This is a genomic window from Citrobacter cronae (genome assembly GCF_016893685.1).
Classification (GTDB): domain Bacteria; phylum Pseudomonadota; class Gammaproteobacteria; order Enterobacterales; family Enterobacteriaceae; genus Citrobacter; species Citrobacter werkmanii.
This window is the reverse complement of the sequence record NZ_CP069763.1, coordinates 4342142-4364675: the sequence shown is the minus strand read 5'-3', so window position 1 is coordinate 4364675 and position 22534 is coordinate 4342142. Positions and strand designations below refer to the sequence as shown.

Here is a 22534-nt window from a genome sequence, read left to right as displayed (position 1 = left end):
GTTACTCCATCATCTTCTCAATCGGCAGCACCAGAATGGAGCTGGCGCCGAGCGCTTTCAGTTTTTCCATTGTTTCCCAGAACAGGGTTTCGCTGCTGACCATGTGCATGGCCACGCGCTGCTGATCACCCGCCAGTGGCAGAATGGTTGGGCGCTCAGCGCCAGGCAGCAGGGCGATAACTTCGTCCAGACGCTCGCTCGGTGCGTGCATCATGATGTATTTGGATTCACGAGCCTGAATAACCCCCTGGATGCGGGTCAGTAGTTTGTCGATCAGTTGCTGTTTGGCTGCGGCCATTTCGCCATCGCGCTGAATCAGACACGCTTTAGAGCGGTATATCACTTCCACTTCACGCAGACCATTAGCTTCAAGCGTCGCGCCGGTTGACACCAGATCGCAGATTGCATCGGCCAGGCCCGCGCGGGGCGCGACTTCGACAGAACCGTTTAACAGACAGGATTTAAATGACACTCCTTTTTGATCGAGGTAACGCTTGAGCAGGTGCGGGTAAGAGGTGGCGATACGCTTCCCGTTCAGTTCTGCCGGGCCATCCCAGGCTTCATCAACCGGCGTCGCCAGCGAAAGACGGCAGCCGCCGAAGTCCAGACGACGCAGGGTAAAATAGCGAGGATCTTCACCCTGTGCCCGACGGTTGAGCAGCTCTTCTTCCAGAACGTTTTCCCCAATAATGCCCAGATCAACGACGCCGTCCATCACCAGACCTGGGATATCGTCATCACGCACGCGTAGGATATCAATCGGCATATTTTCTGCCATCGCAATTAAGCGCTGAGTGTGAAGATTAATTTTAATGCCGCAACGGGCCAGTAATTCGCGTGAATCGTCGCTTAAACGGCCTGATTTCTGCATAGCTATGCGTAAACGGGTGTTGTCTAACATTGTTTGTTCCTCGTTATCCTGTCTGAATCAGTTTGGGTCACGCACAAAAAAAGCCCCCGGAAGAAATCTTCCGGGGGCTTTCTCATACGCTCATGCACCGCTGGAAGATTTAAATGTCTCCCAGCACACATCGCCTGAAAGACTAGTCAGGATGATGGTGATGATGGTGTTTAAATTGAGCGCGTGTCATAAATTTTCTCGATGAATGTTTATTCATTTGATGTCTTTTAACCTAAACCACTTTAGCTACGGAAAGCAAGGGCTTTTTTTGATCATTAATTCATTTCATATTGATACTATGAATTGTCAGCCACCGTGGGCTGGCGTAGCCTTGCGTTATAGGCCAAAAGTCAGGAGAGAAGGCATGAAAAAGGTCGCAATTGTCGGGTTAGGTTGGTTAGGCATGCCGTTAGCCATGTCGCTGGCGGCGAGAGGCTGGCAGGTTACCGGCAGCAAAACCACACTGGATGGGGTAGAAGCGGCCCGTATGAGCGGTATCGAGAGTTACTCGCTGCGCCTAGAGCCTGAACTGGTCTGTGAGGCTGACGATCTCGACGCGCTCATGGACGCTGATGCACTGGTTATAACGCTACCTGCGCGCCGTAGCGGGCCGGGGGAGACATTTTACCTGCAGGCCATGCAGGAACTGGTTGACAGTGCGCTGGCGTACCGGATCCCGCGGATTATTTTTACCAGCTCGACGTCGGTCTATGGCGATATCCAGGGCATCGTGAAAGAGGGAACGCCGCGTAACCCGGTCACCGCCAGCGGGCGTGTTCTGAAAGATCTTGAAGACTGGTTGCATAACCTGCCTGGTACCTCGGTAGATATTCTGCGACTGGCCGGACTGGTTGGCCCGGGAAGACATCCTGGCCGCTTTTTCGCTGGCAAGACGGCGCCAGATGGACACCATGGCGTCAATCTGGTGCATCTGGATGATGTCGTTTCTGCCATCACGTTGCTGCTGCAAGCGCCCAAAGGGGGACACATCTATAATATATGTGCGCCTATGCATCCGGCGCGTAACGTGTTCTATCCGCAGATGGCCCGCCAGTTGGGGATGGAACCGCCGGAATTTCGCGGCGGTGCGGATAACGGTAAAGGTAAAGTCATTGATGGCAGCCGTATTTGTAATGAGCTTGGATTTGAGTACCAGTATCCCGATCCGCTGGTGATGCCGATGGAGTGACAGGCCAGTAGAGTGTCGCTGTATACCGCCAGGGGGCGAGTATGAAACCACTGCTGGACGTTCTTATCATCCTCGATGCGTTAGAAAAAGAGGGCAGTTTCGCGGCGGCGTCGGCAAAATTGTATAAGACGCCGTCTGCGCTTAGCTACACCGTCCATAAACTGGAAAGCGATCTTAATATTCAGTTATTAGATCGCAGTGGGCACCGGGCTAAGTTTACCCGCACCGGTCAAATGCTGCTGGAAAAGGGGCGAGAGGTATTGCACTCCGTCCGCGAACTCGAAAAGCAAGCCATTAAACTTCATGAAGGCTGGGAGAATGAACTGGTCATCGGCGTCGATGATACGTTTCCCTTTTCACTGCTGGCCCCCCTTATCGAATCCTTCTATCAACATCACAGTGTGACGCGCCTGAAGTTTATTAACGGCGTGCTGGGTGGTTCCTGGGATGCACTTACTCAGGGGCGGGCGGATATTATTGTCGGCGCTATGCACGAACCGCCGGCGGGGAGCGAATTTGGTTTTGCGCGGCTGGGCGCGCTGGAACAGGTGTTTGTGGTTGCGCCGCATCATCCGCTGGCGCAGGAACAGGAACCGTTACATCGGCGTACTATTCGACGATTTCGCGCCATCGCGGTGGGAGAGAATGTGCATCAAGCGAACATCTCCGGCGTTCAGGTGTTGGACGATCAGGAAGCGATTACCGTTTTTGACTTCAAAACCAAGCTGGAGCTGCAAATCAGTGGTCTGGGATGCGGATATATTCCCCGTTATCTGGCGCAGCGATTTTTGGACAGCGGCGCGCTGATTGAGAAGAAAGTGGTTGGACAAATTCTGTTTGAACCCGTGTGGATAGGGTGGAATGAACAGACCGCCGGGCTTGCCAGCGCCTGGTGGCGGGACGAGATTTTAGCAAATAGTGCTATTGCCGGGGTGTACGTTAAAACGGATGCTGATAAATCAATCAGTTGAGAAAAAATATTTTTTTACAGTTGCTTCAATCTCTTGTTATTTCTCCCCAAATTAGTGCAAAATACGCCGCTTGCAAAAAATGACATTAACCGACGTTTTAATACGCGTCGGTTATTTTTTTGCATCAAACCAATCATTCATAAAAGAGGCCGGGCTTCGTACCGGATAGATACTTACTTAAAAATCGACAGTTGTTGTCGCTGAGGATTAACAAAAAATGGGGCAATTTTTTGCTTACGCGACGGTTTTCGCCGTAATGGAGGATAACCATGTCGCATAACGCTACTCCAAACACCTCTCGCGTGGAATTACGTAAAACGCTTACGCTGGTTCCGGTTGTCATGATGGGCCTTGCCTATATGCAGCCGATGACGCTGTTCGATACATTCGGTATCGTCTCAGGAATGACCGATGGTCACGTCCCGACAGCTTACGCCTTCGCACTGATCGCCATCCTCTTTACCGCACTAAGCTACGGTAAACTGGTACGCCGCTATCCGTCCGCAGGCTCTGCCTACACTTACGCTCAGAAATCCATTAGCCCGACCGTTGGTTTTATGGTTGGCTGGTCATCGCTGCTGGACTACCTGTTCGCGCCGATGATCAACATTCTGTTGGCGAAAATTTATTTTGAAGCGCTGGTGCCTTCGATTCCATCGTGGATGTTCGTGGTGGCGCTGGTGGCCTTTATGACCGCCTTCAACCTGCGTAGCCTCAAGTCCGTCGCTAATTTCAACACCGTGATCGTGTTGTTGCAGGTGGTGCTGATTGCAGTGATCCTCGGCATGGTCGTTTATGGTGTGTTCGAAGGGGAAGGCGCCGGTACGCTGGCGAGTAGCCGTCCGTTCTGGTCGGGTGATGCGCACGTGATCCCGATGATCACCGGGGCTACCATCCTGTGCTTCTCGTTCACCGGTTTTGACGGTATCAGCAACCTGTCAGAAGAAACCAAAGACGCTGAACGCGTGATCCCGCGTGCGATTTTCCTGACTGCGCTGATTGGTGGCCTGATCTTTATCGTCTCCACCTATCTGTTGCAGTTGTACTTCCCGGATATCTCGCGCTTTAAGGATCCGGATGCTTCGCAGCCGGAAATCATGCTGTATGTTGCTGGTAAGTTCTTCCAGGTCGGCGCGCTGATTTTCTCTACCATTACCGTACTGGCGTCCGGTATGGCGGCGCATGCAGGCGTTGCGCGTCTGATGTACGTGATGGGTCGTGACGGCGTATTCCCGAAAAGTTTCTTCGGTTATGTACACCCGAAATGGCGTACTCCGTCCATGAACATCATTCTGGTTGGGGCGATTGCTTTGCTGGCAATCAACTTCGACCTGGTGATGGCGACGGCGCTGATTAACTTTGGTGCGCTGGTGGCGTTTACCTTCGTTAACCTGTCGGTAATCTCCCAGTTCTGGATCCGTGAGAAGCGTAACAAGACGCTGAAAGATCACTTCCAGTACCTGTTCCTGCCAATGTGCGGTGCGCTGACCGTTGGCGCGCTGTGGGTGAACCTGGAAGAAAGCTCAATGGTTCTGGGCCTGATCTGGGCGGGTATCGGTCTGATCTACCTGGCGTGCGTGACCAAAAGCTTCCGCAACCCGGTTCCGCAGTACGACGAAGATATCGCGTAATAACTGCATTTAGCTGAAAAAAAAACGGAGACATGTTCTCCGTTTTTTTATACGTGGGATTTAGACAATCTCTTGCGCATATTGCCAGAGTGCTTTCAGCAGCGTCAGCTTCTCTTTGTTATCCGCATAATGCTGACTCAGCATCTGTAATTCATTGGCGTAATTTTGCAAAAACTCCGGCGTGAATACCTGACGACGATGGTCCAGCCAGCGCTGTTGTTCGGCTTCATCCAGCGTTCCAGGGAAGTTACGCGCGCGGTAGTTAAACAGCAGCTTTTCAATGCGTTTATCGACAAAGGTGATATCCAGCGCTGGTAAATTGCGCGGTTCGGTTTCCAGAACGATTTTCATCGCAGCGCGGTCGGCATCGCTGAAAAAGCCGTTGTACAGCTGGGCATCTACGTTATCCGATGGCGCAAAGGGTTCCGCCTCGGCAAAGATAGCCACGACCTTGTCGCGTACCTGTGAGTTTTCGCGCAGAATTTTGAGATTATCCAGACAATGCTGGCGGTTAATACCGAGACGATCGGCATCTTCCGGGCGCAGGGTATTCGCCTGTGCCAGTACCGGACATTTGTTGATGTGCACCAGTTTAACCGGCACTGCGGGGTTATCTCCCAGATCTGCCTTAGCGGTATAGAGCCGCTCACGCAGCGCGTCGCTGTCCAGTTCGAGCAGCGGTGAAATATCACCGGCCAGATCGACCATGATAACCGCGTTGCGATTTTCCGGATGCCAGGCCAGTGGCGCCACCCAACTGGTGTTACCGCGCCATGCGCCGAACATGCCCGAGACATGGACCAGCGGCTTCATCTGCGGCACATCAATTAGCGCCGCCAGTTTGTGCTTATTACGATGGCTATAGAGATACTCAAACAGACGTGGCTGGCGTGACTTGACTAATTGCGCCATCGCAATCGTGGCATACACATCGGCCATTGCATCGTGGGCATTGGCATGCTCAATCCCATTCGCTTTGGTCAAATGTTCCAGGCGGAAGCTAGGCAAGCCATCGTCGTTTTCCGGCCAGTTAATACCTTCAGGACGCAGGGCATAGCAGGCACGCATTACATCCAGCAGATCCCAGCGCGAATTATCGTTCTGCCAGCTCCAGGCATAGGGATCATAGAAATTGCGATACAGGATATTTCGCGTCACTTCATCATCGAAGCGCACGTTGTTATAGCCCAGAATACAGGTTTTCGGTACGGTAAACAGGGCGTGAATACGCGCAGCAAAAGCAGCTTCATTTTCTCCCTTTTCACGTGCTTCTTGCGGGGTGATGCCGGTAATCAGCACCGCCTCGGGCTGTGGCAGATAATCATCTGCGGGTTTGCAATAAAAGACTTCAGGTTCACCGATAATGTTGAAATCATTATCTGTGCGGATAGCCGCAAATTGCGCGGGTCTGTCCAGCGCCGGATGGGTACCAAAAGTCTCGTAATCGTGGAAGAGAAAACCAGGTTGCTGCTTGCCGTCATTCATTGTTCAGTTATGTCCGGGATCAATTTAGCGCTTATCCAAGAATACCAAAAAATAGCGAGGTAATCAGCAAGAGGATTATCGATGCGGAATGGCTTACGCAAGAAATTTGCGCTGAACACGGCTTTGAACGAATGATTAATTATTTTCTTACCGTTAAAGGAAATTACTGGAATAAACTTTCTTAAAATCACACCCTGGGAAATAAGTTAATTGATAACCATTATTGTTATTTCATCTTCTGTTTTCTGGATGCTTTAAAAGTCTTTTAAAAACAACGATATTATATTTCTATTAATGCGCTTGTATGCATTGTAATAAAATGTGAGTGAGGTTAAAAATTAATAATATAAACTCCATATAATAATTGGATATATCTAATAACAGGAGGTTATATGAGCATAAGTCGGCGTAATTTTTTACGAGGGGTGGGTATAGGTTGCTCAGCCTGTGCGATAGGCAGTTTTCCACCAGGCGCACTGGCGCGGAATTCTCCCGAGCACATAAAAGGGAAAACATCCCTGACGCCAAGTTTGTGCGAAATGTGTTCTTTTCGCTGCCCAATTCAGGCTCAGGTAATAAATAATAAGACGGTTTTTATTCAAGGAAACCCTAATGCGCCTCAGCAGGGGACGCGTGTCTGCGCGCGCGGAGGCAGCGGTGTTAGCCTGGTCAACGACCCGCATCGTATTGTTAAACCGATGAAACGCACAGGACCTCGCGGGAGCGGTGAGTGGCAGGTAATTAGCTGGCAGCAGGCATATAAAGAAATTGCCGAAAAAATGACGGCAATAAAAGCGCAGCATGGTCCTGAGGGGGTCGTATTCTCTTCCAAGTCCGGTTCGCTTTCCGGCCATTTATTTCACCTCGCGACGGCTTTTGGATCGCCGAACACGTTTACTCACGCCTCGACATGCCCCGCCGGAAAAGCGATTGCCGCTAAAGTTATGATGGGTGGCGATTTAGCCATGGATATCGTCAATACCCGTTATATGGTCTCTTTTGGCCATAACCTCTATGAAGGTATTGAAGTCGCCGACACCCATGAACTGATGACCGCGCAGGAAAAGGGCGCGAAGATGGTCAGCTTTGATCCCCGTTTGTCCGTCTTCTCCAGCAAAGCGGATGAATGGCATGCGCTTAAGCCTGGCGGTGACCTACCGGTGCTGATGGCCATGTGTCATGTCATGATCAAAGAAAATCTGTATGACGCAGACTTTGTGGCACGCTACACCACAGGGTTTGACCAACTGGCTGAGGCGGTCCAGGAGACCACGCCGGAATGGGCGCAAAAGCTCGCTGATGTGCCTGCCGATGTGATTATCCGGGTCACCCGCGAAATGGCAGCCAGAGCGCCTCACGCCATTGTCAGTCCGGGTCATCGTGCGACGTTTTCGCAAGAAGAAATTGATATGCGGCGCATGATTTTCACCCTCAATGTGTTACTTGGAAATATTGAGCGTGAGGGTGGGTTGTATCAGAAAAAAGCGGCGGCAACGTACAATAAGCTGGCCGGAGAGAAAGTCGCTCCCGTGCTGGCAAAACCCGATGCCAAATTACCCAAGCCAACGGCGCAGCGTATCGATCTGGTGGCCCCGCAGTTCAAGTACATCGCGGCCGGCGGCGGCGTAGTGCAAAGCATTATTGATGCCGTCTTAAAGCAAACGCCGTATCCGGTGAAGGGATGGATCATGTCCCGACACAACCCTTTCCAGACCGTGACCTGTCGACCAGACCTGGTCAAGACCGTTGAACAGCTCGACCTGGTGGTCAGTTGCGATGTCTATTTAAGCGAAAGCGCGGCGTATGCCGATTATCTTTTGCCTGAATGTACTTACCTTGAGCGCGATGAAGAAGTTTCTGATATGTCGGGCCTGAATCCAGCCTATGCCCTGCGTCAGCAGGTGGTTGAGCCTATCGGTGACGCGCGTCCGAGCTGGCAAATCTGGAAAGAACTGGCTGTTCAGTTAGGCCTTGGGCAATTCTACCCATGGCAGGATATGCAAACGCGCCAGCTGTACCAGCTTAATGGCGATCATGCGTTATCTGCTGAGCTGCGTCAGAAAGGGTATCGCGAGTGGGGTGTTCCGCTATTGCTGCGCGAACCCGAAGCGGTGCGTCAGTTTGTGGCACGCTATCCGGGCGCGGTAGCGGTTGATAGCGACGGCACTTATGGTGAGCAGCTGCGTTTTAAATCCCCGTCAGGAAAAATCGAACTCTACTCTGCCGAGCTGGAAACACTCCTGCCAGGCTACGGTGTTCCTCGCGCCCGCAATTTTGCGCTCAAAGGCGACAATGAACTCTATTTTATTCAGGGCAAAGTGGCGGTTCATACCAATGGCGCAACGCAATATGTGCCACTGCTGAGTGAGCTGATGTGGGACAACGCGGTGTGGATCCACCCGCAAACGGCCCGTGAAAAAGGCATCAAAAGCGGCGATGACATCTGGCTGGAAAATGCAACCGGTAAGGAAAAAGGCAAAGCGCTGGTCACCGCTGGTATTCGACCCGATACGCTATTCGTTTATATGGGATTTGGCGCCAAGGCAGGAGCCAAAACAGCCGCGACGACGCACGGTATTCATTGCGGTAATTTGCTTCCGCATGTCACCAGTCCGGTGTCAGGTACGGTGGTTCACACCGCTGGCGTTACGCTTCGTCGGGCATGAGAAAGGAGTACATCATGAATCAATCAACAAACCCTTATGTCATGCTGCATGACGAAAAACGCTGCATTGGTTGTCAGGCGTGTACGGTTGCCTGCAAAGTACTGAATGACGTGCCTGAAGGTTTTAGCCGCTTACAGGTGCAGATCCGTTCACCGGAACATGAACCCGAGGCGCTTTCCCATTTCCAGTTTGTTCGTGTTTCTTGCCAGCATTGTGAAGATGCGCCGTGCGTCAGCGTTTGTCCAACCGGTGCATCATTCCGCGATGAAAACGGCATTGTGCAGGTGGATAAGTCCCGCTGTATTGGCTGTGACTACTGCGTCGCTGCTTGTCCGTTCCATGTGCGCTACCTCAATCCGCAAACGGGAATCGCAGACAAATGTAATTTCTGCGCGGATACCCGTCTGGATGTTGAACAGTCCCCCGCCTGCGTTTCCGTTTGTCCGACGGATGCGTTGAAGTTTGGTCGTCGCGATGACCCGGAAATCCAGCACTGGATCAATCAAAAAGAGGTTTATCGCCAGCAGGATACGCGTAGTGGCCCGGTGAGTGTTTATCGGCGTAAAGAGATCCATCAGGAGGGTAAAGTATGAATTCTATCTGGGGAGCGGAACTTAACTATACGCCGGACTACTGGCCGCTGTGGCTCATTTATGCGGGCGTTATTGTTGTGCTGATGATTGCAGGGCTGATCACGCACGCGCTGTTACGTCGGATGCTGGCGCCGAAAACGGTAACCGGAGAGGAGCACCGGGAGTACCTCTATTCGCTGGCTGTTCGCCGTTGGCACTGGGGAAATGCGCTGCTCTTTATTCTGCTTTTGCTGAGCGGCCTGTTTGGCCACTTCTCTGTCGGGCCGGTAGCGTTGATGGTGCAGGTACATACCTGGTGCGGCTTCGCATTGCTGGCCTTCTGGATTGGCTTTGTGTTAATAAACGCAACCAGCGGCAACGGCTGCCATTATCGCGTGAAGTTAAACGGGTTGATATCACGCTGCCTGCTGCAAACGCGCTTTTATCTGTATGGCATCATGAAAGGCGAGCCGCACCCGTTTGCCGCAACTGCAAAGGATAAATTTAACCCACTGCAACAACTGGCCTACCTGGCCATTATGTACGCGCTGGTTCCGCTGTTGATCATCACCGGGTTGTTATGCCTCTACCCGCAGGTGTCAGGGGCGGGGCCGATAATGCTGGTGCTGCATATGGCGCTAGCGATTGTCGGCTTACTGTTTATCTGCGCACATATTTACCTGTGTACGCTGGGCGACACGCCAGGGCAAATTTTCCGCAGTATGATCGACGGCTACCATCGCCATCGCAGCCATCACGCAGAGACTGCGCCACGCAAAGGATAATTTCGCGCGCGGTTTGTCGCTGACAGCCTTGTATGACAGCAAGAAAATGTGCCTTATGTCACATTTTCTTGCAATTTATTCAAGTTTGTTCGACAGAACTTCCGTAAAAAGAACGGCTATTTCTCCCTTTTCTGAGGACATGCTGTTGAAACGCCGTTTGTTTATTGCCGCTTCACTATTCACGATGAGTTTTACGTCCGCCTGGGCGACCGATGCCGCCAGCTTCGCCCCACAGCCGCCTGCGATAAATGCCGGGGCGTGGGTATTAATGGATTACACCACGGGCCAAATTCTGACAGCCGGTAATGAACACCAGCAACGTAACCCCGCCAGTCTGACCAAGCTGATGACCGGCTATGTTGTTGACCGCGCAATCGACAGTAAGCGCATTAGTCCAACCGATATTGTCACTGTTGGGCGCGATGCCTGGGCGAAAGACAATCCGGTATTCGTCGGTTCATCCTTGATGTTCCTGAAACAAGGCGATCGCGTTTCGGTGCGCGACCTCAGCCGCGGGCTAATTGTTGATTCCGGGAATGATGCTTGCGTGGCGCTGGCTGATTACATCGCCGGGGGACAACCGCAGTTTGTCGCGATGATGAACAACTATGCGCAAAAGCTGAACCTGCAGGATACCCATTTTGAAACGGTCCATGGTCTGGATGCGCCTGGTCAGCATAGCTCTGCTTACGATCTGGCCGTATTGTCGCGAGCTATCATCCATGGTGAACCGGATTTCTACCATATGTACAGTGAGAAAAGCCTTACCTGGAACGGAATCACGCAGCAAAACCGTAATGGCCTGTTGTGGGATAAAACCATGAACGTGGATGGTCTGAAGACAGGGCATACGTCCGGTGCCGGGTTCAATCTGATCGCTTCCGCCGTTGATGGACAGCGTCGACTGATTGCGGTTGTGATGGGAGCAGAGAGTGCGAAAGGGCGCGAAGACCAGGCGCGTAAGCTGCTGCAATGGGGACAACAAAACTTCGATACGGTGCAGGTTTTGCGTAGCGGTAAGCAGGTCGGTACTGAACGGATCTGGTATGGCGACAAAGAAAAAATCAGCCTGGGCACCGAGCAGGATTTCTGGATGGCCCTGCCTAAAGCGGAAGTGGCTAACATTAAAGCAAAATATGTCCTTGATAAGAAAGAACTGGTTGCACCAATCGCGGCACATCAGCGTGTGGGTGAAATTGAACTCTACGATCGGGATAAGCTGGTGGCGCACTGGCCTCTGGTTACGCTGGAGTCCGTCAGCGAAGGTGGCGTTTTCTCGCGTCTGAGCGATTATTTCCACCACAAGGCGTAGTTATTTCCTGGAATGCCTGACTGGCAAGAGTGCGAATCTGCTCACATAATAATCACTATTTACTTGTGGCCGAAATACCTAAAAATTACACTGTATATACATACAGTGTAATCACGGAGGTTATATGGAGTACGAGATTAAACAGGTCGATAAACGCAGGATTGCCGGTTTTCACATGGTTGGTCCGTGGGAACAAACGGTAAAGCAAGGTTTTGAGCAGTTAATGAAGTGGGTCGACGGGAAGCAAATTGTTCCGCTGGAATGGATAGCCGTTTATTACGACAATCCTGACGTTGTCCCGGCGGAGAAACTGCGTTGCGATACCGTGGTATCTGTGCCTGAAGATTTTGCGATCCCGGAAAACAGCGAAGGGGTGATCCTGACCGAAGTGGCGGGTGGCGACTATGCTGTTGCCGTTGCGCGTGTAGAAAATCATGACTTTGCGACGCCGTGGTACCAGTTTTTTGACTGCCTGATGCAAGATACGACTTTCGAAATAGCTGCTAAACCCTGCTTTGAAGTGTACATGAACAATGGCATCGAGGATGACTACTGGGACATTGAAATGTACATACCGGTGCAGTCGAAGTAACTGTTTTTGATGCAAATCAGGATGATATTTTCAGGCAAAAAACGAGTACAATTCTGTTATTTGCTATTCGCTGACGGAGTGCATGAGTGCGTGCCAATAAGTCACTGAGCCCTTTTGAAATTCGTTTGTATCGTCATTATCGTGTAGTGCACGGTATTCGCATTGCGCTTGCGTTTATTCTCACTTTTCTGTTGGTACGCCTGTTAAACATTCCTGAAGGTACATGGCCTCTGATCACGCTGGTGGTGATCATGGGGCCTATTTCTTTTTGGGGGAACGTTGTTCCCAGAGCTTTTGAACGTATTGGCGGCACGATCCTGGGATCGGTGCTTGGGCTGGTGGCCCTGCGTCTGGAGCTTTTTTCGCTTCCGCTGATGCTGATATGGTGCGCGGTGGCGATGTTTCTCTGCGGTTGGCTGGCATTGGGCAAAAAACCGTATCAGGCGCTGTTGATTGGTATTACGCTTGCCGTTGTAGTGGGTGCTCCCGCTGGGGATATGAATACGGCGTTATGGCGTGGCGGCGACGTTATTCTTGGATCGTTGCTGGCGATGCTGTTTACCGGCGTGTGGCCACAACGGGCATTTATACACTGGCGTATTCAACTGGCGCATTGCGTCACGGGGTACAATCGGGTGTACCAGGCGGCGCTCTCCCCCAATCTGCTTGAACAACCGCGACTGGAGAAGCATTTACAACAGCTGTTGAGCGAGGTTGTCAAAATGCGCGGGCTCATCGTCCCTGCCAGTAAAGAAACCCACATTCAAAAATCCATTTTTGAAGCTATTCAGACGGTTAATCGTAACCTCGTCTGCATGCTCGAGTTGCAAATCAATGCGCTCTGGGCCAGCCGTACCAGTCACTTTGTTATGTTGAATGCGCATACTTTGCGTGAAACCCAGCTCAGGACGCAGCAGGCGCTACTGACGATAACGCATGCATTGTATGAAGGTAATCCGCAGCCAGTACTTGCCAATACGGAGAAGCTCAATGATACCGTGGTGGAGCTGCGTCAGCTTATCGCTGAGCATAAGGGCGATAATGTCGCGGAAACGCCTATTCACGGCTACGTTTGGTTGAATATGGAGATGGCGCGACAGCTGGAGTTACTTTCTCATTTAATCTGTCGCGCGCTGCGCAAATAAAGAGCAGATGAGGGGATTGGTTTTACTGCTGCTTCGATTCAGCAACGATTAGAGGTATGATACTGAAAAAGGCTAAAACCATTGGTAACTGCAATGGCTTTACCCTCGATAATTCAGGTTTCAACCATGCATTGTCGATGCAGATGCAACTTGAAGTATGGCGGGCATGAAAGTAATGTTGACCCACTTTAGCCGTTGTTTAAACGAATCCGAATCTCACATTATCAGGGGTGTAAAAATGGAAACTACCAAGCCTTCTTTCCAGGACGTGCTGGAATTTGTTCGTCTGTTCCGTCGTAAAAACAAACTGCAACGTGAAATCCAGGACGTTGAGAAAAAGATCCGTGACAACCAGAAACGTGTCCTGCTGTTGGACAACCTGAGCGATTACATCAAGCCAGGCATGAGCGTGGAAGCGATTCAGGGCATTATCGCTAGCATGAAAAGCGATTACGAAGATCGCGTTGATGATTACATCATCAAAAATGCTGAGATCTCAAAAGAGCGCCGCGATATTTCTAAGAAGCTGAAAGCCATGGGTGAACTGAAAAACGGCGAAGCCAAAGCTGAGTAACGATTTATGCTTGTCCGGGTCGCTGCTGTGCGGCGACCCTTATTGCAGTTCAACTCCGCCTGCGACCATTCGCAATAAATGCTGTTCCGGCCAGTGAACCGTCAGTTTTTTCTGTGTCAGCATCCATTTTATGTAATCCACATCATGACGCGTTCTGTCCAGCATCAGGCCGACAACGCTGCCGCTGTGCGCAACGTTAACGCCGTATAAATCACATTCCTCTACCAGCGCTAATAGCGAATCAAAATCTGGTTTCGGTAACAGCAACTGGCTGGCGGTTGCGCTTAGCGTGGCAGCTTCGCCCATCCGGTAAGGATTTTGGCTAATACAAGCTTCTTGTACCTTTTCCCATGCTCGTTTGAGGGCCGGAGCACCTGCCTGTAACCCGGAATGACGCGGAATACGGTGATAATCAGCAGTGCGCAATGTTTCCGGGCTTTCGAGAACCAGCAGATCGAGTTGAGGCTGGGCTTCGCAGGCAATTTGCGTGGAGGCGTCGTTATGATCGAAAAGGGTAAGCTTACGAAAAACGGTGCTGTCGGTAGGCTCCAGCGAAACGCAAAGTTGCGCCAGCGTAGATTCATCCAGGTGATGGCCCAGGTGATGTGCCGTGGCGACAGCAGTGGCGGCAATATCTGCAGTGCTGCTGGCCATTCCTTTAGCGATAGGAATAGTTGACTGGACATCAATTCGGATATCCTCACTCATCTGCGGCGGGTATTGCCAGTGCTGCAATAGCCGATTAACCATCGCCCGTGAAAGTGGACGTTCCTCTGCCAGCGGTGAGCCTGAAGTGACCTCAACGGTGCTATACCATTCGACCGGGCAGGAGACTAATTTCTCACTGCCCAGAATCCAGCCCTGGATAAGTTCTCCGCATGATGCGGGACATTGCGCAATAGCCACGTATTCACCTTTGTGATCAGCAATCCTCGGCGCATAGTGTCATGGCGATCGCGCTATTACCATGATTTGCCGCAATTTGCAGTGCGGCAGGATTAAGCTGGAATGCCCAACGTCACAGTTTCCGCTATCGCTAAACGCATAACGTCCTGCGCTATCATCAGCTCTTCGTTGGTATTGATCACCGCCACTTTGACCAGCGAATTTTCTGTCTGAATAAAGGTGGCGTTTCGCTGATTTTTTTCTTCATCGACGGCCAGTCCCAGGAAATTCAGATTGTGACAAATCGCCGCTCGCGCCCGCGCTGAGTTTTCTCCTATGCCTCCGGTAAACACCAGCGCATCCAGACCGCCCATCTGCATAATATAGCTACCAATGGTGGCGCGAATTCGCTCGGCAAAAAGCGTTAACGCCAGCGCAGCCTGATGATTGCCCGTATCTGCGGCATGTTCAACGTCGCGATAGTCAGGTGAGATCCCAGAAACGCCGAGTAAGCCGGATTCATTATTGAGCAATTGGTTGAGCTGCTGCGGTGTCTTGCCTTCGCGCAGGGCAATCCACGGCAAAATAGACGGATCAATATCGCCACTTCGCGTGCCCATCATCACGCCAGACTGTGGCGTAAACCCCATAGAGGTATTAACTGATTGACCACCTTTGATGGCGCAGATGCTGCTGCCGTTGCCAAGATGACAACAAACGACGCGCAGGGCGCTGAGGGGCACCCCTAACTTTTCAGCAAGCTGGGCGCTGACATATTTGTGGCTGGTGCCATGAAATCCGTAACGACGAATACCCAGCTCTGAATAGTAACGCCAGGGCAGGGGATAAATGAAAGAAGGCTCGTCAAGCGTCTGATGAAAAGCGGTGTCAAAAACCGCCACGGCCGGCGTTTCGGGTAATAGCTGGCGAAATACTGCAATTCCCAACGCATTTACCGGGTTATGTAGCGGGGCCAGTTCCGCAAGGCGATCAATTTCCGCCAGCGTTTCATCGGTTACCAGTGCGGAATCTTTAAAAGATTCCCCGCCGTGTGCGACGCGATGCCCCACGCCGTCGATCTCCTGCAGACTGCTGATAATATTGTGGTTGAGCAGTTTTTCCAGGAGCAGCGTCACTGCTTCACGATGATCGGCTACGGGCAATGTTTCCTGCCATTTTTGCGCAGGCGTTTTAAGGGTGACCTGCGCATCAGACATACCAATACGCTCGATCAACCCCTGACAAATCATTTCACCTTGTGGCATCGCCAGAAGCTGAAACTTGAGCGAGGAACTCCCCGCATTAATGGCCATTATTTTGTGAGACATGAAAGTTCCTTTGCATTCAGAAAAATGAACATCTCATCGACACCTGTATTCTCCAGCGCACTGGTGACAAACACTTTTTGCGCGCCAGCCTCGACTAACCAGCTCTCAACGAGGGAAATGCGCTGCGGATTGGCTAAATCGGCTTTAGTGACGAGGCCAATGACGGGTCGGTTCATTGGGCCGGTGAAACCGGGAGAAAATGGCGACCACGGCGCGTCAGCATTGAGGACCAGCGCGATGATGTCTGCTTCACAGGAGCTGGCCAGCAGCGCACTATACAGACAGCGGTTTTCAAGATATTCGCCCGGTGTATCTATCGCTGTGGGCGACCAGACTATGGCCTGGGTCTTCTGATAGTGAAGCGCTTCTCCCCGCATGCATTGTGTGAGCGACGTTTTTCCGCACTGGCTGGGTCCGATTAGCATGATGCGTTTCATGAGATTACGTCCGGGTGATGGGGCAAGCGGTAAAACGCATCATTTCGCCCAGCGTTCGGGTTACCTGTTTCAGCGCGTACTCAACGGCGGAGACGTCGCCCGTCAGTACCACTGCGCCGGTAAATCGGTCGAGAAAACCAATCTCTACCGCTCCGGATTTCGTGGCGATATCGCAGGCGATAATTGAGGCTTCGCTGGGGGTAATCGTCAAAATCCCGATTGCGGATACTGAATCCTGTAATCCCAGTTTCTTGAACAAATCTTTTCCGGGATTGGCGATAAGATGCGCCAGTGTGACCTGCTTGCCAGGAACATATTCCTGGATCATACGATCCGTGGTGGGCTGTCTTTCCATTATCCCTCCACCATCTGCCGCCACATGCTTTCATGCGGGCGAGGTATAACGGAGCGATAAACCAACAGGCCTTTTTCACCCGCGCTTTCACTGGCAACCGTTACTGCGTTATTCACATCGGATACATCGCCAGCGACAACCATGTAGCACTTGCCGCCAATACCAAATGCCATGTGCACGCGTACCAGTGTGACGTTGGAAGCTTTAACAGCGCGATCCGCAGCACAGATACAAGCCGCCACGCTCCATGTTTCAACAATCCCGACGGCCTGACGCTTATCCACGCTATTTAACCCGCTGATTGCCGGGAGTACGCTGGCATGAATATTAGGCAGTACCAGACTGTCGACGAGCATATCGCCAGCAAGAGATGTACCAGTGGCTATCGCCTGTTGTACTGCGCCTACGTCACCACCGAGCATGAGCAGGAATTTTCCCGGGCAGATGGTCTTGCTGACCAGTAAATTCACATTCGCGCTTTTTAACATGGCATCGCCAGCTTCCATTCCTTTGGCAATGCTGGTGAGTTCTAAGATCCCTATAGCCTGAGACATGATTAACCTCTTATTACCGTGATGGATTGCTCAGTGATTTCGCTGACAATACCGTCAATACTGGCGTGGACAGTCGCACCTAATGCGCCCGTCGGCACATCGGCAACGCATTGACCGCGAACAACGCGATCGCCTTGCTGCACACATGGGATGGCGCTGGCGCCAATATGCTGGCGTAGCAACAGCGTCGTTTCATCGGTGGAAAAATCAGTCTCAGCCAGTGGCGCATCGTGATACCAGTCGCTAAGACCCAGTTTGGTAATAAGGCGCTTAACCGGGATCAACCGGTACTTCGCCATTTCATCCTCAGGATTTAGCGGCCCTTCATAACGATGGTTGAGCGCCCGTAGTTCGCGTTTAAGCATGCGGTTGATTCGCATCGGCGATATTCCAACCGGACAGGCAGCGCTTTCACAGACATTGCATTCTGAACAGGTCAGGGCCGTGAGCAGCAGCTGTGGTGTGGCCGCCTGCTGATAATTAACCGCGCGAACCAGCAGATGTGGTGATAATTCATGGCCGATTAAGTGCCTTGGGCACAAATCCGTACACAAACGGCACTGCTCGCATACGGTTTTTGCGACGGAAAGCACGGTGCGTTCATCCTGCATTCGCCGCTGAATCAGCGCATGAGATTTTGGTAAAACCAGCAACCCACCGGTGGTCTTGCTGACGGGGGTATCCAGGGAGGTAATAAGACCGCCCATCATCGGGCCGCCATTAATAAATCCTGGATCGTCAACGGTTGCGCCTCCCGCCAGCGCCAGCACCTCGCGAAGTGACATCCCGATAGGGACAGTGAGTGTGATGGGTTTGGCTACTGCGCCGTTGACGGTCAACGTACGACGGGTAACGGGATATTGCTGTTCAACCGCTCTGGCGATGTTGAGCACGGTCTGGACGTTATTAACCACCACGCCGACGCTGACCGGCAGTGCGGCAGGTGGGACCCTCCGGCCTGTTGCCATCCAGATGGTCAGCACCTCGTCACCGGCCGGGTAGACATCAGGTAAAATGTGTAACCGGATATCGGCAGGTAGCAGAGGAGCTAACGCATTGATAGCCTTCTGGTATTTTTCTTTGAGCGCAATAATACCGGCACTGGCTCCGGTAGCCGTCATGGCATATTTAACGCCGCGAATAAGTCGACCTGCCTGGACGCTCATCAATTGCTGGTCAACTTTTAACATCGGTTCACATTCGGCGGCATTCACCAGAAATGTATCGACCTGCGCCTGTAATTTTACGTGCGCAGGAAAGCCTGCACCGCCGGCTCCAACAACGCCAGCAGCCCGAACGCGTTCGCGTATCGTCTGCGCATCATAAAGCGTGGACTCTGCCGTCATGGCTGTATTCATAATAATTCCTCAAGCAGTTCCTGCATGGCACTGGCGTCGGCAACACGAGGATTGGTTTGCAGCGTGACATCAGCCAGCGCGGCCTGAACCATCGACGGTATACGCTGTGACCAGTTTTGCTTTCCGTCTTTGAGTGCGTCAACGAAAGAAGGTAACGCACACTGTTTTTTGAGAAGCTCAATGTGATGAATGAGCGCATTCAGCGCAGCCGTATCGTTCGCGTTATCCGGGCATAAATGGCAGGCTTTAGCGAAACGGGCATAGCGCTTCGCGGCCCTGGGATCGCGGGCATTAAAATGAATAACAGGGGTCAGCAGCAGTGCATTGGCAAGTCCGTGGGGCAGATGAAACTGGCCGCCCAACTGATGGGCAATCGCATGGTTTATACCCAACCCCGCCTGGCTAAATGCCATTCCTGCGAGCGTTGACGCGTTGTGCATTTTCCCCCTGGTTGCCAGACACTCGCCTTTGCTGACGGCGACGGGAAGGTACTGGAAGACGATTTGTGCCGCTTTTTCCGCCAGCGCGTCGGTAAAGTCGCTGGCCTTCGTGGACACGTAAGCCTCCAGCGCATGCGTCAGGACGTCCATGCCGGTATTCGCGGTGATGGCAGGAGGTACGCTGACAACCAGCGTTGGATCGAGGATGGCCATATCCGGGTAAAGCGCATTATCAAACAAGGGATATTTAATGCCTTTATCCGGATCGCTAATCACGCAGGCGCTGGTCACTTCCGAGCCTGTGCCGCTGGTGGTGGGAATAGCAACACAGGTTTCGATTTCAATACCGAACTGTCGGCTGAACCAAACGATGGCTTTCGCGGCATCCAGCGCTGAGCCTCCGCCAAAACCAATGACAACATCCGGTCGCAGGGACTGCATTTGCGCAATCCCTTGCACCACCGTGCTAATGGTTGGGTCGGGGGTAATATCGCTGAAAATGCTGATGCGATTATCCGCAGGAAGCGTGTTGCGCAGCTTTTCAATCACAGGAGAACGCGCCAGAAAACCATCGCAGATAATCCAGATATGCTTATTCGTGAAACGCTTGAGCACATCCAGGCTTCCCTGACCGCTGAATAATCGAGTTTGCAGTGAAAAGCTTTTCATAACGGCCCCATTAGCGAATAGAAAAACCGTTTGTCAGCACGCAACGACGAGAACGTGCGAAAGTACGTGCCGATGTTGTTCCTTCACCGGTCGGCGTCGCAATTGTGAAAGTGGTAAAGCCTTCACCACCCACGCCAATCCCGGCGTAAGAGGGGCCATTTTTCACAAAAATGGAGGTCTGAAGCGTGCGTGCGGCAAGATTCAAACGCGACACATTCTGTGAATGCATAATGGCGGTGTGATGCAATCCCTCTTCAACTTTCAGAGCCAACGTTAACGCACTGTCAAAATCGCTCACCGTGACGACGGGGAGCATTGGCATCAACTGCTCGCTGGTAACCCACGGGTCGTCAGCCTTGACGATACCTATCAGTAATCGAGGCGCTTTTGCCGGAACAGGTATTCCTGCGGCTTCCAGTAAGGTGGCCGGGCTTTTTCCTACCAGTTTTTTATTGGCCATGCCTTCGGGCAAACAGACTGCCCGCAGTTTGTCTACCTCTTCGCTCGTGAGAAGCAGTGCGCCAAAAGACTGCATTTGTTGAACCAGGCGTTCGGCAACGGCACTAACAACAATCAGGCTCTTCTCAGCAATGCAGGGGAGGTTGTAATCAAAAGATGCGCCGTTGATGATATCTTCCGCCGCCTTAACCAGATCGGCTGTTTCATCGACAATACAGGGAGGGTTGCCTGCGCCTGCGCCAATGACTTTTTTCCCGCTTTTCATACCCATAGCAACAATGCCTGGGCCACCGGTAATCGCCAGAACTGCGATTTTAGGGTGTGCCATCATCTGCTGGGTAGCCTCAAAAGTGGGTTCTGTGACCGTGACGACAAGATTACGGATCCCGCAGCAGCGGAAAACAATATCCTCAATCATGGCAATCAGTTTCAGTGAGACCACTTTAGCGCCCGGATGCGGGCTAAAATAAACGCTGTTCCCCGCAGCCAGCATACTGATGCTGTTGTTAATTATGGTTTCCGTCGGGTTGGTACTGGGGGCGACGGAGCCAATCACGCCAAACGGTGAATACTCGAATAACACCATGCCGCCATCACCGGTCAGTGCCGTGGTGGTGAGATCTTCGATCCCTGGAGTATTGTCCAGCGCAGCTTTATTCTTGAGGAATTTATCCTCTTTGTTGCCCATTCCTGTTTCAGCTGCGCTCTCAGCGGCCAGGGAAGCAAGATGAGGGGTCAGTTCTTCTCGCAGGGCGTGAATGATGGCGCTGCGGGTTTTTAATGGCGATTGCTGGTAACGTAAAAAAGCCTGATGCGCGGCTTCGATAGCTTCACCCACGGACGGAAAAATTCCGTTTCCTTTGGTTTCTGTTTTTGCCGGGGCGAGTTGTTCACTCAAAATGTTACGGATGAGGGTTTCAAGTTCTGAAGTATTCATTGATGTGTTCTCACGTTAATCGCTGCAATGGCCGTTTCTGCAATGTCCATATCCTGGTCAACGCTTCCCCCGCTGATGCCAAGACCCCCAAGGAGTAGACCCTCTCGCCATAATGCGTATCCGCCACCAAAAGTGACGACTTTTCCCTGCATATGGCTTTCCAGACCGTAAAGCGCCGCGCCTGGTTGCACCGCTGACGTTAATTCATGCGTGGCGGTTTTCATCGCCACGGCGGTCCAGGCTTTTTTGGGTGCCAGTTCGCTACTGACGAGCAATGCGTCAGGCATACGCCAGGTCACCGTTTGGGTCCCGTTCGCATCAACAATGCTGATGACGACCGGAACCTGAAGTTCTTCTGCTCTCGTCACCGCAGCGCGAGTCAGTTGGTGGAGCTCCTGAAAAGACAGAGACATAGTCGGCTCCTTTGTGGCTGATGTACGGATGGCGGCGAGATAACGCTCAGCCACTTTCTGAATAATGTCGTTTTGATGGGCGTCATGATCTTCTGCCCGTGCGAGCGCATATAAGCAGTCGGACAGACGATTGATGTAACGCATCAGCACATGTCTGACGGCGATATCGGCAGAAAGCTCCACCAGTCGCCTCTCTGCGCGGCGAGCCAGCGTACGGGCAAAATGCAGACGGCTGGCCGCTTCGCTGCGGCCCGGTAAAATAAAGCTGCGCAGCGACGGTACTCTCCCCATCGCGGTATCGATGGCGGTTTCCAGCGCTGCAATTTCTTCTGAACTGATGTAGCGCTGCTCTGGGTTTGGTTGTTCGCTCTCGCTGGCGAGTTCGGCGCTGAACCAAAAAAGCTGCAGTTGAATGTTTTCAAGTAACTGGCGGTGCTGTGGGCTTTTCGCCGCGCAAACGCACAGGCTAAGCGCCGCATTGAGTTCGTCCAGCGTCCCGTAAGCCTCGACGCGCGGATGCGTTTTGCTTACGCGTTGCCCGGTAAAGAGGGCCGTTGTGCCGGCATCGCCAGTGCGGGTATAAATCGCCATAGTTCCTCCTAACGAGAAAGCGTGTCGACAATGCCGACAATAGCCAGATCGATGGCCTCATTTGGGCCGGAGAAAACGTGCCGGGCACTGGAGCCGCTGCTGAGTAAAACCAGTTCTCCGGTTCCTGCGCCGACAGAATCAACGGCGACTTCGTCCCCGGTCGTCGGGGAGGCTGGCAGCTCTCCGTCAACACTCACCCGACGTACCAGCAACAGCTTTTTCCCCACCAGTGAAGGGGACTTTTGCGTGGAGACAACAACGCCTGTAACCCGTGCCAGATGCATA

General features: G+C 52.2%; 23 protein-coding genes, 1 pseudogene and 1 other annotated feature. Of the genes and pseudogenes, 11 read left to right on the top strand and 13 right to left on the bottom strand.

Annotation, left to right across the window (positions count from 1 at the left end; translation table 11 throughout):
• Position 1 precedes the first annotated feature (1 nt).
• Positions 2-901 carry an ATP phosphoribosyltransferase gene (hisG, locus tag JSN25_RS19115; RefSeq protein ID WP_038641718.1) on the bottom strand — a complete coding sequence of 300 codons (900 nt, stop codon included), beginning with the start codon at positions 899-901 and terminating at the stop codon, positions 2-4.
• 44 nt (positions 902-945) lie between these two features.
• Positions 946-1068, bottom strand: a sequence feature (His leader region).
• Positions 1044-1091: a his operon leader peptide gene (hisL, locus tag JSN25_RS19110; protein ID WP_100250077.1), complete on the bottom strand. Its 48-nt coding sequence runs from the start codon at positions 1089-1091 to the stop codon at positions 1044-1046. Its footprint overlaps the feature before it by 25 nt.
• Before the next feature lie 174 nt (positions 1092-1265).
• On the opposite strand from hisL, the gene JSN25_RS19105 reads away from it, so the two are divergent.
• The 4 genes and pseudogenes from JSN25_RS19105 (at position 1266) to plaP (ending at position 4692) form a co-directional block, all read left to right on the top strand.
• Positions 1266-2090: an SDR family oxidoreductase gene (locus tag JSN25_RS19105; RefSeq protein WP_085047959.1), complete on the top strand. Its 825-nt coding sequence runs from the start codon at positions 1266-1268 to the stop codon at positions 2088-2090.
• 41 nt (positions 2091-2131) lie between these two features.
• Positions 2132-3116, top strand: a pseudogene (locus JSN25_RS19100) (LysR substrate-binding domain-containing protein).
• Positions 3117-3278: 162 nt separating this feature from the next.
• On the top strand, positions 3279-3341 hold the full coding sequence (gene yoeI, locus JSN25_RS22515) for a membrane protein YoeI (protein ID WP_110498811.1): 63 nt from the start codon (positions 3279-3281) through the stop codon (positions 3339-3341).
• Complete coding sequence (plaP, locus tag JSN25_RS19090) at positions 3331-4692, top strand: putrescine/proton symporter PlaP (RefSeq protein ID WP_003030167.1); 1362 nt, start codon at positions 3331-3333, stop codon at positions 4690-4692. The genes yoeI and plaP overlap by 11 nt, the downstream gene beginning before the upstream one ends.
• Before the next feature lie 60 nt (positions 4693-4752).
• On the opposite strand, the gene sbcB is transcribed toward plaP, so the two are convergent.
• Positions 4753-6177, bottom strand: coding sequence for an exodeoxyribonuclease I (sbcB, locus tag JSN25_RS19085; protein ID WP_204525248.1), 1425 nt, complete (start codon positions 6175-6177; stop codon positions 4753-4755).
• A 392-nt stretch (positions 6178-6569) separates the two neighbouring features.
• Here sbcB and phsA point away from each other — a divergent pair, with 392 nt between their 5' ends.
• The 7 genes from phsA to JSN25_RS19050 all read left to right on the top strand — a co-directional run bounded on the left by phsA (position 6570) and on the right by JSN25_RS19050 (position 13823).
• Positions 6570-8843: a thiosulfate reductase PhsA gene (gene phsA / locus JSN25_RS19080; RefSeq protein WP_204525247.1), complete on the top strand. Its 2274-nt coding sequence runs from the start codon at positions 6570-6572 to the stop codon at positions 8841-8843.
• A gap of 14 nt (positions 8844-8857) precedes the next feature.
• A complete protein-coding gene (phsB, locus tag JSN25_RS19075; protein WP_069323525.1) occupies positions 8858-9436 on the top strand; it encodes a thiosulfate reductase electron transport protein PhsB in 579 nt (192 codons plus the stop codon).
• Positions 9433-10200, top strand: coding sequence for a thiosulfate reductase cytochrome B subunit (phsC, locus tag JSN25_RS19070; protein ID WP_204525246.1), 768 nt, complete (start codon positions 9433-9435; stop codon positions 10198-10200). The genes phsB and phsC overlap by 4 nt, the downstream gene beginning before the upstream one ends.
• A 139-nt stretch (positions 10201-10339) precedes the next feature.
• Positions 10340-11512: a serine-type D-Ala-D-Ala carboxypeptidase DacD gene (gene dacD / locus JSN25_RS19065; RefSeq protein ID WP_069323527.1), complete on the top strand. Its 1173-nt coding sequence runs from the start codon at positions 10340-10342 to the stop codon at positions 11510-11512.
• 124 nt (positions 11513-11636) lie between these two features.
• Positions 11637-12104, top strand: a complete 468-nt coding sequence (gene sbmC / locus JSN25_RS19060) for a DNA gyrase inhibitor SbmC (RefSeq protein WP_085047965.1) — start codon at positions 11637-11639, stop codon at positions 12102-12104.
• A gap of 86 nt (positions 12105-12190) precedes the next feature.
• Positions 12191-13249: an FUSC family protein gene (locus tag JSN25_RS19055; RefSeq protein WP_038641701.1), complete on the top strand. Its 1059-nt coding sequence runs from the start codon at positions 12191-12193 to the stop codon at positions 13247-13249.
• Between the two features lie 238 nt (positions 13250-13487).
• Positions 13488-13823 carry a DUF496 family protein gene (locus JSN25_RS19050; protein WP_032939582.1) on the top strand — a complete coding sequence of 112 codons (336 nt, stop codon included), beginning with the start codon at positions 13488-13490 and terminating at the stop codon, positions 13821-13823.
• 39 nt (positions 13824-13862) lie between these two features.
• Here JSN25_RS19050 and JSN25_RS19045 read toward each other — a convergent pair whose 3' ends face one another.
• From JSN25_RS19045 to JSN25_RS19000, 10 genes are all read right to left on the bottom strand, one after another.
• Entirely contained in the window at positions 13863-14729 is an 867-nt protein-coding gene (locus JSN25_RS19045; protein ID WP_085047966.1) for a GHMP family kinase ATP-binding protein, read from the bottom strand.
• Positions 14730-14821: 92 nt separating this feature from the next.
• Entirely contained in the window at positions 14822-16036 is a 1215-nt protein-coding gene (locus JSN25_RS19040) for an acetate/propionate family kinase (protein WP_204525245.1), read from the bottom strand.
• Positions 16021-16473, bottom strand: a complete 453-nt coding sequence (pduV, locus tag JSN25_RS19035; protein ID WP_061381983.1) for a EutP/PduV family microcompartment system protein — start codon at positions 16471-16473, stop codon at positions 16021-16023. The genes JSN25_RS19040 and pduV overlap by 16 nt, the downstream gene beginning before the upstream one ends.
• Positions 16474-16477: 4 nt before the next feature.
• On the bottom strand, positions 16478-16828 hold the full coding sequence (gene pduU / locus JSN25_RS19030; RefSeq protein ID WP_032939586.1) for a propanediol utilization microcompartment protein PduU: 351 nt from the start codon (positions 16826-16828) through the stop codon (positions 16478-16480).
• Positions 16828-17382: a propanediol utilization microcompartment protein PduT gene (pduT, locus tag JSN25_RS19025; RefSeq protein WP_003030201.1), complete on the bottom strand. Its 555-nt coding sequence runs from the start codon at positions 17380-17382 to the stop codon at positions 16828-16830. Before pduT ends, pduU begins: the two co-directional genes overlap by 1 nt.
• A 2-nt stretch (positions 17383-17384) precedes the next feature.
• Positions 17385-18740: a cobalamin reductase PduS gene (gene pduS, locus JSN25_RS19020; RefSeq protein ID WP_204525244.1), complete on the bottom strand. Its 1356-nt coding sequence runs from the start codon at positions 18738-18740 to the stop codon at positions 17385-17387.
• Complete coding sequence (locus tag JSN25_RS19015; RefSeq protein WP_069323533.1) at positions 18737-19849, bottom strand: 1-propanol dehydrogenase PduQ; 1113 nt, start codon at positions 19847-19849, stop codon at positions 18737-18739. The genes pduS and JSN25_RS19015 overlap by 4 nt, the downstream gene beginning before the upstream one ends.
• A gap of 10 nt (positions 19850-19859) precedes the next feature.
• Entirely contained in the window at positions 19860-21245 is a 1386-nt protein-coding gene (gene pduP, locus JSN25_RS19010) for an aldehyde dehydrogenase family protein (RefSeq protein ID WP_204525243.1), read from the bottom strand.
• Positions 21242-22249, bottom strand: coding sequence for a cob(I)yrinic acid a,c-diamide adenosyltransferase (pduO, locus tag JSN25_RS19005; RefSeq protein ID WP_204525242.1), 1008 nt, complete (start codon positions 22247-22249; stop codon positions 21242-21244). The genes pduP and pduO overlap by 4 nt, the downstream gene beginning before the upstream one ends.
• An 8-nt stretch (positions 22250-22257) precedes the next feature.
• Complete coding sequence (locus tag JSN25_RS19000; RefSeq protein WP_038641685.1) at positions 22258-22533, bottom strand: EutN/CcmL family microcompartment protein; 276 nt, start codon at positions 22531-22533, stop codon at positions 22258-22260.
• Between the last annotated feature and the right edge of the window lies 1 nt (position 22534).

Coding starts and splice junctions, on each gene's coding strand:
- hisG (WP_038641718.1), bottom strand. CDS start 901: ATGTTAGACAACACCCGTTTACGCATAGCTATGCAGAAATCAGGCCGT.
- JSN25_RS19105 (WP_085047959.1), top strand. CDS start 1,266: ATGAAAAAGGTCGCAATTGTCGGGTTAGGTTGGTTAGGCATGCCGTTA.
- plaP (WP_003030167.1), top strand. CDS start 3,331: ATGTCGCATAACGCTACTCCAAACACCTCTCGCGTGGAATTACGTAAA.
- sbcB (WP_204525248.1), bottom strand. CDS start 6,177: ATGAATGACGGCAAGCAGCAACCTGGTTTTCTCTTCCACGATTACGAG.
- phsA (WP_204525247.1), top strand. CDS start 6,570: ATGAGCATAAGTCGGCGTAATTTTTTACGAGGGGTGGGTATAGGTTGC.
- phsB (WP_069323525.1), top strand. CDS start 8,858: ATGAATCAATCAACAAACCCTTATGTCATGCTGCATGACGAAAAACGC.
- phsC (WP_204525246.1), top strand. CDS start 9,433: ATGAATTCTATCTGGGGAGCGGAACTTAACTATACGCCGGACTACTGG.
- dacD (WP_069323527.1), top strand. CDS start 10,340: ATGCTGTTGAAACGCCGTTTGTTTATTGCCGCTTCACTATTCACGATG.
- sbmC (WP_085047965.1), top strand. CDS start 11,637: ATGGAGTACGAGATTAAACAGGTCGATAAACGCAGGATTGCCGGTTTT.
- JSN25_RS19050 (WP_032939582.1), top strand. CDS start 13,488: ATGGAAACTACCAAGCCTTCTTTCCAGGACGTGCTGGAATTTGTTCGT.
- JSN25_RS19040 (WP_204525245.1), bottom strand. CDS start 16,036: ATGTCTCACAAAATAATGGCCATTAATGCGGGGAGTTCCTCGCTCAAG.
- pduV (WP_061381983.1), bottom strand. CDS start 16,473: ATGAAACGCATCATGCTAATCGGACCCAGCCAGTGCGGAAAAACGTCG.
- pduU (WP_032939586.1), bottom strand. CDS start 16,828: ATGGAAAGACAGCCCACCACGGATCGTATGATCCAGGAATATGTTCCT.
- pduT (WP_003030201.1), bottom strand. CDS start 17,382: ATGTCTCAGGCTATAGGGATCTTAGAACTCACCAGCATTGCCAAAGGA.
- pduS (WP_204525244.1), bottom strand. CDS start 18,740: ATGAATACAGCCATGACGGCAGAGTCCACGCTTTATGATGCGCAGACG.
- JSN25_RS19015 (WP_069323533.1), bottom strand. CDS start 19,849: ATGAAAAGCTTTTCACTGCAAACTCGATTATTCAGCGGTCAGGGAAGC.
- pduP (WP_204525243.1), bottom strand. CDS start 21,245: ATGAATACTTCAGAACTTGAAACCCTCATCCGTAACATTTTGAGTGAA.
- pduO (WP_204525242.1), bottom strand. CDS start 22,249: ATGGCGATTTATACCCGCACTGGCGATGCCGGCACAACGGCCCTCTTT.
- JSN25_RS19000 (WP_038641685.1), bottom strand. CDS start 22,533: ATGCATCTGGCACGGGTTACAGGCGTTGTTGTCTCCACGCAAAAGTCC.